This is a genomic window from Oxalobacteraceae bacterium OTU3CINTB1 (genome assembly GCA_024123955.1).
Classification (GTDB): Bacteria; Pseudomonadota; Gammaproteobacteria; order Burkholderiales; family Burkholderiaceae_D; genus Rugamonas.
This window is the reverse complement of the sequence record CP099652.1, coordinates 6714044-6726542: the sequence shown is the minus strand read 5'-3', so window position 1 is coordinate 6726542 and position 12499 is coordinate 6714044. Positions and strand designations below refer to the sequence as shown.

14 protein-coding genes are annotated in these 12499 nt (G+C 63.6%); 9 read left to right on the top strand and 5 right to left on the bottom strand.

Annotated features, from left to right (window positions below; all coding sequences use genetic code 11):
* Positions 1 to 225, bottom strand: coding sequence for a (2Fe-2S)-binding protein (locus tag NHH73_29375; protein ID USX26613.1), 225 nt, complete (start codon positions 223 to 225; stop codon positions 1 to 3).
* A 261-nt stretch (positions 226 to 486) separates the two neighbouring features.
* Between NHH73_29375 and NHH73_29370 the strand changes: the two genes are divergently transcribed.
* The 5 genes from NHH73_29370 to NHH73_29350 all read left to right on the top strand — a co-directional run bounded on the left by NHH73_29370 (position 487) and on the right by NHH73_29350 (position 3813).
* Complete coding sequence (locus NHH73_29370; GenBank protein USX26612.1) at positions 487 to 756, top strand: ferrous iron transport protein A; 270 nt, start codon at positions 487 to 489, stop codon at positions 754 to 756.
* 3 nt (positions 757 to 759) lie between these two features.
* Positions 760 to 2664, top strand: coding sequence for a ferrous iron transporter B (locus NHH73_29365; GenBank protein USX26611.1), 1905 nt, complete (start codon positions 760 to 762; stop codon positions 2662 to 2664).
* Between the two features lie 12 nt (positions 2665 to 2676).
* Positions 2677 to 2964 (top strand): hypothetical protein, encoded by a 288-nt coding sequence (locus tag NHH73_29360; protein ID USX26610.1) that lies wholly within the window; start codon positions 2677 to 2679, stop codon positions 2962 to 2964.
* A gap of 296 nt (positions 2965 to 3260) precedes the next feature.
* Positions 3261 to 3533: a BrnT family toxin gene (locus NHH73_29355; GenBank protein ID USX26609.1), complete on the top strand. Its 273-nt coding sequence runs from the start codon at positions 3261 to 3263 to the stop codon at positions 3531 to 3533.
* Positions 3514 to 3813 (top strand): BrnA antitoxin family protein, encoded by a 300-nt coding sequence (locus NHH73_29350; protein USX26608.1) that lies wholly within the window; start codon positions 3514 to 3516, stop codon positions 3811 to 3813. Before NHH73_29355 ends, NHH73_29350 begins: the two co-directional genes overlap by 20 nt.
* Positions 3814 to 3828: 15 nt before the next feature.
* On the opposite strand, the gene poxB is transcribed toward NHH73_29350, so the two are convergent.
* Positions 3829 to 5550 (bottom strand): ubiquinone-dependent pyruvate dehydrogenase, encoded by a 1722-nt coding sequence (poxB, locus tag NHH73_29345; GenBank protein ID USX26607.1) that lies wholly within the window; start codon positions 5548 to 5550, stop codon positions 3829 to 3831.
* 94 nt (positions 5551 to 5644) lie between these two features.
* Positions 5645 to 7255 (bottom strand): FMN-binding glutamate synthase family protein, encoded by a 1611-nt coding sequence (locus tag NHH73_29340; protein USX26606.1) that lies wholly within the window; start codon positions 7253 to 7255, stop codon positions 5645 to 5647.
* A gap of 148 nt (positions 7256 to 7403) precedes the next feature.
* Between NHH73_29340 and NHH73_29335 the strand changes: the two genes are divergently transcribed.
* Genes NHH73_29335 through NHH73_29325 form a run of 3 tightly spaced genes read left to right on the top strand, consistent with a single transcriptional unit; the run spans position 7404 to position 9371 of the window.
* Entirely contained in the window at positions 7404 to 8075 is a 672-nt protein-coding gene (locus NHH73_29335) for a glutathione S-transferase (GenBank protein USX26605.1), read from the top strand.
* Positions 8076 to 8130: 55 nt separating this feature from the next.
* Entirely contained in the window at positions 8131 to 8907 is a 777-nt protein-coding gene (locus NHH73_29330) for a 5'-3' exonuclease (GenBank protein ID USX26604.1), read from the top strand.
* A gap of 38 nt (positions 8908 to 8945) precedes the next feature.
* Entirely contained in the window at positions 8946 to 9371 is a 426-nt protein-coding gene (locus NHH73_29325) for a response regulator (GenBank protein USX26603.1), read from the top strand.
* A 75-nt stretch (positions 9372 to 9446) separates the two neighbouring features.
* On the opposite strand, the gene mnmA is transcribed toward NHH73_29325, so the two are convergent.
* Both mnmA and NHH73_29315 read right to left on the bottom strand, forming a co-directional pair.
* Positions 9447 to 10562, bottom strand: a complete 1116-nt coding sequence (gene mnmA / locus NHH73_29320; protein USX26602.1) for a tRNA 2-thiouridine(34) synthase MnmA — start codon at positions 10560 to 10562, stop codon at positions 9447 to 9449.
* Between the two features lie 15 nt (positions 10563 to 10577).
* Positions 10578 to 11075, bottom strand: coding sequence for an NUDIX hydrolase (locus tag NHH73_29315; GenBank protein ID USX26601.1), 498 nt, complete (start codon positions 11073 to 11075; stop codon positions 10578 to 10580).
* 303 nt (positions 11076 to 11378) lie between these two features.
* Here NHH73_29315 and NHH73_29310 point away from each other — a divergent pair, with 303 nt between their 5' ends.
* Positions 11379 to 12491, top strand: a complete 1113-nt coding sequence (locus NHH73_29310) for a Re/Si-specific NAD(P)(+) transhydrogenase subunit alpha (protein USX26600.1) — start codon at positions 11379 to 11381, stop codon at positions 12489 to 12491.
* Positions 12492 to 12499: the final 8 nt, after the last annotated feature.

The window sequence follows — 12499 nt, the reverse complement described above, 5'->3', positions numbered from 1 at the left end:
TTAGTTGGTGAAGACGGGACGCTTCAGCACGGTTTCTTTGATCTCTGCGGTGGCCTGGATCGTTGCCAGATGCTCGTTGAGGATTTGTTCGGCGCAATCGAAGCATTGGCCGCAGCAGGTCGACACGCCCAGGTCGCGGCGCAGTTCTTCGATCGAGGCCACGCCCAGCTCGACGGCTTGACGGATTTCACGATCAGATATGTTGTTGCAGACACATACAATCATTACGCACCTTCTGGCTAGCTGCTAAAAATGGGTTGGTTCAACCCGAACAAGAGCAATAAAGACATGATTGCAGGTAACTTAATGCGAATCATTATCATTAATCGTATACTGCCTCAACTTGGCGGCCGATGCAAGCGTAAATAGTAGTAATTCGCATTACCGTTTATAATGCTAGTATCTTATTTCCGGCGAGAACGCGCTCTTGCGAACCGCCGGGCGCGTCGCCGTCCACCGGCGCCGCATCCTGACCGGACTTAGCTCATGACGCCTGCTGTTCCCCTGATCACCCTGGACGCGCTGACGACCGGCGCCGCCGCCACCGTGGTGCACGTGTCGCCCGGCGACGCCGCCGACGACGGCGCCGGCCTGGCGCGGCGCCTGATGGAACTGGGCTTCGTCCCCGGCGAGAAGGTCCGCCTGCTCAAGCGCGGCATGCCCGGCGGCGAGCCGCTGGCCATCAAGGTCGGCAACTCCACTTTTGCGTTGCGCCGCTTCGAAGCCGCGCTCATTTCGATTCAACCGGACCAATAAACAATGGGTGCTGTAGAAAACGCGGTGCCGCAGGCGCCCACGACTTCCCCGTCCCGGACGCCCATCGTGGCCCTGCTGGGCAATCCGAATTGCGGCAAGACCGCCTTGTTCAACCGTCTGACCGGCTCGCGCCAGAAGGTCGCCAACTACGCCGGCGTGACCATCGAGCGCAAGGAAGGCTCGTTCAGCTCCCCCAACGGCCACGGCTTCCGCGTGCTCGACCTGCCGGGTGCCTATAGTTTGTCGGCCCACACGCCGGACGAGGAAATCACGCGCGACGTCGTCGCCGGCCTGCGCGCCGGCGAGGCCGCGCCGGACGTCGTGGTCTGCGTGGTCAACGCCACCAACCTGCGCCTGAACCTGCGCCTGGTGCTGGAGATCAAACGACTCGGCCTGCCGATGGTGCTGGCGCTGAACATGGTCGACGTGGCCAAGAAGCGCGGCATCGAGATCGACGCCGACCTGCTGGCCGATGAATTGGGCATGCCGGTGGTGGAGACGGTGGCGGTGCAGGCCGGCGGCGAGAAGTCGCTGGTGCGCGCGCTAGAACTGATGCTGCCGCTGCCGGCGGCGAAACCGCAGCCGCTGTCGGCGATCGACGCCGTCTCGGTCGAGGACACGCAGCGCGAGGTGCGCCGCATCCTGGCCGCCGTCAGCAACGACGTCCACGACACCGGCAACCTGACCGAAAAAATCGACAACGTGGTGATGCACCCGGTGGTCGGCCCGATCATCCTGGCGCTGCTGATGTTCCTGGTGTTCCAGGCCGTGTTCACGTGGGCGGCGGTGCCGATGGAGATGATCTCCGGTGGCGTCGAAAGCCTGGGCAAGGTGCTGGGCGCCTACTTGCCCGACGGCATGCTGCGCAGCCTTCTGGTGGAAGGCATCATGGGCGGCGTCGGCAGCGTGCTGGTGTTCCTGCCGCAGATTCTGATCCTGTTCTTCTTCATCCTGATGCTGGAGGACTGCGGCTACCTGCCGCGCGCGGCCTTCCTGCTGGACCGCCTGATGGGCGGCGTGGGTTTGTCGGGCCGCGCCTTCATCCCGCTGCTGTCCAGTTTTGCGTGCGCGATCCCGGGCGTGATGGCCGCGCGCACCATTCAGAATAAGCGCGACCGCCTGGTGACGATCATGATCGCGCCGCTGATGACGTGTTCCGCGCGCCTGCCGGTCTACGCGCTGGTGATCGCCGCCTTCATTCCTGAGCGCGAAGTGGGCGGCTTCATGAGCCTTCAGGGGCTGGTGCTGTTCATCCTGTACTTCGCCGGCATCATCTCGGCGATGGCGGTGGCCTACTTCATGAAGCGCGCCATGGGCTCGACGCACAAGCAGCCGCTGATGCTGGAGCTGCCGGCCTATCACTGGCCGCACATGCGCAACCTGGCCCTGGGCCTGTGGGAGCGCGCGCGCATCTTCCTGACGCGCGTCGGTACCGTGATTCTGACGCTGATGATTCTGGTCTGGTTCCTCAGCACCTTCCCGGGCGCGCCGGAAGGCGCCACGCATCCGCCTATCTATTACAGCGTCGCCGGCATGATCGGCCGCGCTTTGGAATTCGTGTTCGCGCCGATCGGCTTCAACTGGCAGATCTGCATCGCGCTGGTGCCGGGCATGGCCGCGCGTGAAGTGGCCGTTGGCGCGCTGGGCACCGTGTACGCGTTGTCGCAGAGCGGCGACGACCTGGCGCAGTCGCTGACGCCGATCATCGCCGCGTCGTGGGCGCTGCCGACGGCGTTGTCGCTGCTGGCGTGGTATGTGTTCGCGCCGCAGTGCTTGTCGACGTTGAGCGTGGTGCGCCGCGAAACCAACAGCATCCGCTATCCCTTGCTGATGGCGGGTTATATGTTCGCGCTGGCGTACGTGGCGTCGTTCCTGACGTACCGTATCTCGATGGCGCTGATAGGTTGACAGGAGGCTGATATGTGGCAGCAGATTATCGTTGGATTGATTGTCGCGGCGGCGGTGCTGCACGCTTGCACCAAGTACCTGCCGGCGGCGTGGCGCCAGCAGATTGTGTATTTCCTGACGCGGCGCGGGTTCGACCAGAACAAGATGGCCAAGCTGTTCAAGACGCAGGCCAACTGCGGCGATGGTTGCGGCAGCTGCGGGTCGTGCGAGACGTCGGCGCCGGCGGCATCATCCACTTCATCGTCCCCGGATTCCTCGACGCCGCACAAGCGCGTCATCAAGCTGCACGTCCAGCGCTGACAGGCTGCATGGGGAGGGTTGGGGCACACGGAATCCTGTGGTAAACCCTCTCTTTCGTCTTCTCTTTTCTTCTATTTTTCTCGCCTTTTTTCTCTTTTTGGATTCCGCCATAAAAAGCGAAGAAAAGAGAAGAAAATAGAGAAAAGCAGAAGTAAAAAGAGAGCGTTTGCCACAGTGCGCGCATAACCCGGGCGCTAGTTGATGTTCACCTGTGACTGCGCAAGGTCGCCAGCTACCTCTCTCATTAGTCTTTTCCCAATCGTTTGATTTTTCAACCTTTGGGACTAAGATTAGCCATGGCGATCACGTTTGATCCCAACAAAGATGCACTCAATCTCCGTAAGCACGGCATTTCGCTGGCTGCTGCCGCTGCGTTCGAATGGGAGACGGCCGTGATCTGGACTGACCAGCGCTTTCACTACAACGAACTACGCGAATGCGGCCTGGGTCTAATCGGCAAGAACTTGTATTTTATTGTATTCGTTCAGCAAGGCAATAATGAGCGCATTATCAGTTTGCGCAAGGCGAACAAAGCGGAGGTAAGACGTTATGCGACATATCGAACGTGAAATTATTCCACCAACAGATGAGGAAGACGCGGCAATCACCGCTGCAGCGCTTTCCGACCCCGATGCATTGCCCCTGACGGAGGAACAACTTGCGCAGCTGCGGCCGTGGCGCTTGCGCCTGCTGCCCCCGCCGGGCTCCCCGAAAGTGTCATTAAGGATAGATTACGACGCTGACCTGATCGAAGTCTTCAAACGTACCGGCGACGGTTGGGAAGCCGGCATGAACGCCGTATTGCGCGAGTGGGCGATGCGACGCGGCTATCTACCGTTCCCTGACTAGCGTCACAAGCGTCGGCTAGCGCAGCAGATTGACCTTCGCCAGATCGATCAGCTCACCCGCGCGGCCATCGAGCACCGCCTTGATCATGAACAGGCCGAATTTGTGCGCCTCGTCCAAAGTCGCGTGCGGCGGCATGATCAACTCCTGGCGCGCGCTCACCACATCGACCAGCACCGGCCCGTCGTGGGCCAGCGCCTCGCGCAGCGCGCCCTCCAGCGCCTGCGGGTCTTCCACCCGCATGCCCTTGATGCCCATCGCCTCGGCCATGGCGGCGAAATTCGGATTCTTCAAATCGCAACCGGTGTCGAGGAAGCCGTTCGCCTTCATCTCCAGCTCGACGAAACCCAGGGTGCCGTTGTTGAGCACGATGATCTTCACCGGTAGATCCAGCTGCAGCAGCGTGAGGAACTCGCCCATCATCATCGCGAAGCCGCCGTCGCCCGACAGCGAAATCACCTGCCGGTCCGGATGCGACGCCTGCGCGCCGATCGCGTGCAGCATGGCGTTGGCCATCGAGCCATGGTTGAACGAGCCTACCAGTCGCCGCTTGCCATTGACCTTGAGGTAGCGCGCCGCCCAGGCGATCGGCGTGCCGACGTCGCAGGTGAAGATGGCGTCGTCGTCCGCCAGTTCGCTGACCAGGCGCGTAATGGCCTGCGGATGGATGGCGCGGGTGCCGGCGTCGATGACGGCTAAACTATCGAGGTCTTTGCGCGCCTCGGCGTAATCGGCACGTGCGTTTGCCAGGAAGCCGCCATCGGATTTCTCCGCCAGCTTGGGCAGCAAGGCGCCCAGCGTCTCCTTCACGCCGCCCAGCACGCCCAGCGCCAGCGGGCAGCGGTTCCCCAAGGCCTCTGGACGCACATCGATCTGCGCGATTTTGGCCTGCTCGGGGAAGAACTGGCGATACGGGAAGTCGGCGCCCAGCACCAGCAAGGTGTCGCAACCCTTCATCGCCTTGTAGCCGGACGCGAAGCCCACCAAACCTGTCATGCCGACGTCGTACGGGTTGTCGTACTCGATGTGTTCCTTGCCGCGCAGGGTGTGCACGATGGGTGCCTGCAGCGTACGCGCCAACTCCATGACTTCGGCGTGCGCGCCGGCGCAACCGGCGCCGCAGAACAGCGCGACACGTTCCGCGCCGTTGAGCAGCGCCGCCAGTTCATCGATATCGCGCGGGTTCGGCATGAGCGCCGGAGGATTCGGCAGTAGCCACGCCGGCGCCGCCGCGTGTAAAGGCTGCAGCGCGACATCGCCCGGAATGACCACGACGGCGACCCCACGCCGCGCCACCGCGATGCGCATGGCGCGATGCAGGATTTGCGGCAGCAGCGCCGGATTCGACACCAGCTCGACGTAGTGGCTGCAATCCTTGAACAGGCTTTCGGGATGCGTGGCCTGGAAGTAGTCGATACCGATCTCGGTGCTCGGAATGTGGGCGGCGATCGCCAGCACCGGCACGCCGCTGCGCTGGCAGTCGAACAGGCCGTTGATCAGGTGCAGATTGCCCGGGCCGCAGCTGCCGGCGCACACCGCCAGTTCGCCCGTCAAGTGGGCCTCGGCGCCGGCGGCGAAGGCGGCGCCTTCCTCGTGGCGCATGTGCACCCATTCGATGGCCTGTTCGCGCCGCAGCGCGTCGGTGAAGCCGTTCAACGAATCCCCGACCACGCCGAACACGCGCTTGACGCCAGCCCGTGCCAAGGTGTGTGCCATGTAGTCCGCAGCGGTAGCGCTCATATTCCGACCTCCCGGATAAATGTTAAAAAATTATCTGAGAGCCGAGTGTAGTGGAGTGCCGCGCGCCTTCCCATCTCCTATTGTGGAGGGGCGCCTAGCACAGCGGATTGAACGATTCCGCCTGCGCCATCGGCCAATATAACCCGAACACCGGCGGCAGGCGCGCCAGCTGGCTCGGGTCGAGCAACTGTCCGGCTTCCAGATACGGCAGCAACTGCGACACCAGCTTGACCTGGTTGGGCGAGATGCGCCGCACCAGGTGGCGCGGCTTGAGCTGCGACGGGTGCGTCAGGCCGGCGGCGGCGATCAGCTGCGCCAGTGCGGCCATGGTGTTCTGATGGAAGTGTGTCACGCGCAGCATCTTGTCGGGCACCACCAGCGCGCGTTGCCGGTTCGGGTCTTGCGTGGCGACGCCGGTCGGGCATTTGTCGGTGTGGCAGCTTTGCGACTGGATGCACCCGAGCGCAAACATGAAGCCGCGCGCCGAGTTGCACCAGTCAGCGCCCATGGCGATGATGCGGGCGACGTCGAACGCGGTGATGATCTTGCCCGACGCGCCGATCTTGATCTTGTCGCGCAAATTGGCGCCAACCAGCGTGTTATGCACCAGCAGCAGCGCCTCCTGCAGCGGCGTGCCGACATGGTCGGTGAATTCGAGCGGCGCGGCGCCGGTGTCGCCCTCGCCGCCGTCGACGACGATGAAGTCCGGCGTGATGCCGGTCGCCAGCATCGCCTTGACGATGCCGAAGAATTCCCAAGGGTGGCCGATGGCGAGCTTGAAGCCGGTCGGCTTGCCGCCCGACAGATTGCGCAGCTTATCAATAAACGCCAGCATTTCGAGCGGGGTGCCAAACGCGGAGTGGCTCGACGGCGAGACGCAATCCACGCCGAGGGCGACGCCGCGCGTGGTGGCGATTTCGATCGTCACCTTGGCGCCCGGCAGCACGCCGCCGTGGCCCGGCTTGGCCCCCTGCGACAGCTTCAACTCGATCATCTTCACTTGCGGCGAGGTGGCGTTGGCGACGAAGTTCGCCTCGGAGAAGCGGCCGTCGGCGTCGCGGCAGCCGAAGTAGCCGGAGCCGATCTCCCATACCAGGTCGCCGCCGTTCTGGCGGTGGTAGGGGCTGATGCTGCCTTCGCCGGTGTCGTGCATGAAGCCGCCGGCCTTGGCGCCGCCGTTGAGCGCCAGGATGGCGTTGGCCGACAGCGCGCCAAAGCTCATCGCCGAGATGTTGAACACGCTGGCCGAATACGGTTGCGCGCGCGGGCAGTCCGGGTGGTTGCCGATCTCGATGCGGAAGTCGTGGCCCTGTTCCTGCGCCGGCACGATGGCGTGGTTGATCCATTCGTAGCCGGGCGCGTAGACGTCGAGCTGGGTGCCGAACGGGCGCTTGTCGGTGTCCATCTTGGCGCGCTGGTACACGATGCTGCGCTGGTTGCGCGAGAACGGCGCGGCCACCGTGTCGTCCTCCAGCAGGTATTGGCGGATCTCGGGTCGGATCGCTTCGAAGAAGAAGCGGAAGTGCGCCAGGATCGGGTAGTTGCGGCGCAGCGCGCGCTTGGTTTGCAGCAGGTCGGTGACGCCGACGACGGTGAGCGCGGCGGCGGTCAGCGGGATCCACCACGGCGCGCCCAGCGCCAGCGACGCGAGCAGGGTGACGACGGCGGCGACGAAGGCGATATAGCGCGGGGAAAACAGATTCATGGACGGTCCGGATGGCGGCGGCTGGAGCGATCAGTGTACTGCTGTTTCTTTCAGGAATCCATTACCCATCGGTCAGCGACGCGCGGCGGCCAGTAATGCTAAGCTAGCACGGTCGCGGCGCACGGCCGTTCTTTTTCGGGAAACCACCATGATCGTTGTCCACCACCTCAACAATTCGCGCTCGCAGCGCGTGCTCTGGCTGCTCGAGGAACTGGGGCTGGAGTACGAGATCGTGCGCTACCAGCGCGATCCGCAGACGATGCTGGCGCCGCCCGAGCTGCGGGCGGTGCACCCGCTGGGCAAGTCGCCGGTGATCACCGACAACGGCGTGGTCGTGGCCGAGTCGGGCGCGATCGTCGAGTACCTGGTCGAGACCTATGGCAACGGGCGCCTGGCGCCGCCGGCCGGCACCGCCGAGCGCCGCCGCTGGACCTATTTCCTGCACTTCGCCGAAGGCTCGGCGATGGCGCCGCTGCTGATGAAGCTGGTGTTCGACCGGGTCGAGACCAGTCCGGCGCCGTTCTTCGTCAAGCCGATCGCCAAGGCCATCGCGCGCAAGGTCAAGGGCAGCTATATCCTGCCGCAGATCGAGGCCCAGCTGACATACCTGGAAAACGAGCTGGCCGCCGCGCCATGGTTCGCCGGCGCCGAGTTCAGCGCGGCCGATATCCAGATGAGTTTTCCATTGGAGGCTGCCGCCGCCCGTGGCGGGCTTGACGCCAACCGTCCCAAACTGACCGATTTCCTCAAGCGCATCCACGCCCGCCCGGCCTTCCAGCGCGCCATCGAGCGCGGCGGGCCGTATGAGTTGTTGAAGTAAGGTCAAGCCACGTCGGGTAAAATGGCGGCTTGATCAAGCCCGGATGAATTTGAACATGGGTCGACTCCTTGCCATCGACGGCCTCAATATCGTGCGCCGCGTCTACGAAGCCAGCCCCGAACCCGATAGCGCCGAAAAGGCCGACATCGCGCTGCGCCACGCGCTGTCGTCGTTCCGCACGCTGCTGCACGACCACGAACCGACCCACGTGCTGCCGGCTTTCGACTTCGGCGGGCGCACCTGGCGCCACGATTTATACGCCGGCTACCGCGAGGGCCGCGCGCCGATGCCGTCGCCGCTGCGCGAGGCGCTGCCGGCGTTCTACGACAAGCTCGCCGGCTTCGGCATGCACGTGGTCTCGCTGCCCGAGGTCGAGGCCGACGACGTCATCGGCACCGTGGTGCTGCGCTGGCTGGCCGACGGCCGCGGCGAGGCCACCATCGCCACCACCGACAAGGACCTGCACGGCCTGATCGCCCACGGCGCGCGCGTGTGGGACCATTTCAAGAGCGAATGGCACGACCACGCCTGGGTCGAGCAGAAGTGGGGCGTGCCGGCCGACCAATTGCCGGACCTGCTGGCGCTGATGGGCGACGTCACCGACTCGATTCCCGGCGTGTCCAAGGTGGGCGTCAAGACGGCGGCCCGACTGTTGCGTACTTACGGCAATCTGGACGCCATCATGGCCGGGGCCGGCATTCTGAAGGACACGCTGGGCGAAACTCTACGAAAAGAGCGCGAAATGCTGTATCTTTCGAGACAATTGGTGCAATTGAAAACAGATGTGCGGGTCGGCGTGACCTGGAATATGCTGGCCTGGGACCGGCAATAACCGGTGGCGCGCGCACTCAATAATACAAGGTTTGCAAGATGTTAAAAGCGGTCATTATCGATTCCAGCGCGGTCGCGCGCGGCCTGCTCAACACGGTGCTGCTCGACGGCGGCTACGACGTGGTGGGCCAGAGCCACACCTGCGCCGCCGGCCTGGCACTCCTGATCAAGTTCAACCCGCACATCGTCTGCATCGCCCGCGAGCAGATGGAAAGCGGCGAGGACGTGGTGCAGGAGATCAAGGCCAAGTGGCCCAAGACCCTGATCTTCATGGTCTCGAGCGAATTCGACGCCGCCACTATCCAGGCCGCGCACGCGATGGGCGTGAGTGGCTTCATCGTCAAGCCGTTCAAGGCCGACACGGTGCTCAACACGATCCGCAACGTCGTCATCGCGATGGTCAAGCGCCAGCGCGCGGCGATGGCCGAGAAGGACGCCCCACCCGAAGCCGGCGACGAAGCCTGATAACGGGGTCAAGTCTGTCATTCGGACACGAGGCCGGCCGTAGCAAACCGATACGGCTGAAGCCGTGTCCGAATGTCAGACTTGACCCCCGGCGAAGGTCGAGCTGTCGATGATGCCCCCGCCCAGGCACACGTCGCCGTCGTACAGCACGGCCGACTGGCCCGGCGTGACCGCCCATTGGGCATCCATGAATTTCAACGCGAAGTCCGAGTCGCCCTCGGGCGCGATCTCGCACGCCACGTCGGCCTGGCGGTAGCGCGTCTTGGCGGCCATCGCGCGTGGCGACGGCGCTTCGCCGGCGATCCAGCTGGCCTGGTCGGCGCGCAGGTCCGACGACAGCAGCCACGGATGCTCGTGGCCCTGCACGATGTACAAGGTGTTGTTGGCCACGTCCTTGCGCGCCACGTACCAGGCGTCGCTGCTGCCGTCCGGGTTCTTGTACGCCTTCATGCCGCCCACGCCGATGCCCTTGCGCTGGCCCAGCGTGTAGAACGACAGGCCGACATGCTCGCCGACGGTCTTGCCGTCGTCGGTCTTCATCGGGCCTGGTTTGTACGACAGGTAGCGGTTTAAAAATTCGCGGAACGGGCGCTCGCCGATGAAGCAGATGCCGGTCGAATCCTTCTTGGCGGCGTTGGGCAGCTTGAGTTTCTCGGCGATCTGGCGTACTTCGGTCTTCGGGATTTCGCCCAGCGGGAACAGGGTCTTCGACAACTGCGCCTGGTTCAGGCGGTGCAGGAAGTAGCTCTGGTCCTTGGTGTGGTCGACGGCTTTGAGCAGCTCGAACTTGTCGCCGTTCTGGCGCACGCGCGCGTAGTGGCCGGTGGCGATCAAGTCCGCGCCCAGGTGCATCGCGTGGTCGAGGAAAGCCTTGAATTTGATCTCGGCGTTGCACAGCACATCCGGATTCGGCGTGCGGCCGGCCTGGTATTCACGCAGGAAGTCGGCGAACACGCGGTCCTTGTATTCGCTGGCGAAGTTGACCGCCTCGATGTCGACGCCGATGACGTCGGCCACGCTGGCCGCGTCGATCCAGTCCTGGCGCGTCGAGCAGTATTCGGAGTCGTCGTCGTCTTCCCAGTTCTTCATGAACAGGCCGACCACGTCGTAGCCCTGCTCCTTGAGCATCCAGGCCGCGACCGAGGAATCGACCCCACCCGACATGCCGATCACGACTTTTTTCTTGCTCATTACTTTTCCAGCCTTCTATCCATTAGCGGTGCTCACCGCCTCCTTGAACACGGAGGCGTGTGTTTGTATCAGTTCCAGCGGGGCGCGGCGCCCGGCCAGGTATTCGTCGACGCATTGCAGCACCGTGGGGCTGCGGTGACGGTCGGCGCAGGCGGCCAGCTCGTCGCGCGTGAGCCACATCGTGCGCAGGATGCCCTCGTCGAGCGGGCGGTCGTGCTGCGCGCCGGGCGTGCCGCAGAACGTGAAGCGCAAATACGTCACCTCCTCGCCGGTGCGGTTGGAGGTGTAGCGCGACATGTACATGCCCACCAGCGCCGTCGGCGTGAAGTCGTAGGCCGTCTCTTCGAGCGTCTCGCGGATCACGGCCTGCTCGAGCGACTCGTACGGGTCGAGGTGGCCGGCCGGCTGGTTGATGCGGATGCCGTCGCTGGTCTCTTCTTCGATCAGCAGGAATTTGCCATCTTTTTCGACGATGGCGGCAACAGTAACAGAGGGTTTCCAGATACGCGGCATGAGTCATCCTTGAAAGAGCCGACATTTTAGCCTGTTCCGGACGTTTGGTTTGAAACCCCGAGCGCTAAAAGATGAGTTCGTGTTGAACAAAAACAAGGTTTGGTCGGATAAACCGTGATTGACTGGGTGGTTTGCGCCATAACCAGCATTTTCGACGGCATTTCATGATAAATAGTGATAAATGATGTGATAAAAGCGTCATGTATTGATTAATACACATTCCGTATGATGGGTTCCCCGGGCGGCCGCTGGCCCGCGTTTCCGTGTTAGATTCTAGTCAGTTTGTTAATCATTGGAGGCACCATGAGAATAAGCGTACCGGCCGAGACAAGGCCGGGGGAGACCCGGGTCGCGGCCACACCCGAAACAGTCAAGAAGCTGGCAGCCAAACACGAAGTGCTGGTGCAATCGGGCGCCGGGCTGGCCGCCTCGGTCACCGACGAGGCCTATGTGGCGGCCGGCGCCCGCATCGTCGGCGCGGCCGAGGCGTACGGCGCCGACGTGGTGCTCAAGGTGCGCGCCCCCAATGCGGAAGAACGCGCACAGATCAAATCCGGCACCGTGGTGATCGGCATGCTCAATCCCTTCGACGCCGACAACAACGCGGCCATGGCCACGGCCGGCCTTCAAGCCTTCGCGCTCGAGGCGGTGCCGCGCATCACACGCGCGCAGTCGATGGACGTGCTGTCCTCGCAGGCCAACATCGCCGGCTACAAGGCGGTGCTGGTGGCGGCCAACACCTACCAGCGCTTCATGCCGATGCTGATGACGGCGGCGGGCACCGTCAAGGCGGCGCGGGTGCTGATCATGGGCGTGGGCGTGGCCGGGCTGCAGGCCATCGCCACGGCCAAGCGCCTTGGCGCCGTGATCGAGGCGTCCGACGTACGCCCGCCGGTCAAGGAGCAAGTCGAATCGCTGGGCGCGAAGTTCATCGACGTGCCCTTCATCACCGACGAGGAAAAAGAGATCGCGCAGGGCGTGGGCGGCTACGCGCGGCCGATGCCGGCCGACTGGATGCGCCGCCAGGCGGAGCTGGTGCACGAACGTGCCAAGCTGGCCGACATCATCATCACCACCGCGCTGATCCCGGGGCGACCGGCGCCGGTGCTGATCTCCGAGGAGACGGTCAAGGCGATGAAGCCCGGTTCCGTGATCGTCGACCTGGCCGTGTCGCAGGGCGGCAATTGCCCGCTGTCGGAGCTGAATAAAACGGTGGTCAAGCATGGTGTGCACATCGTCGGCGAGCCCGATCTGGCGACTTTGGTGGCGGCCGACGCCTCGGCCCTGTATGCGCGCAACGTGCTCGATTTCCTCAAGCTGATCATCGACAAGGAAGACAAACTGGTGATCGACCGCGAGGACGAAATCATCAAGGCGACCTTGCTGTGCGCCGGCGGCGAACTGTTAAGAAAATAAAAGGAGAC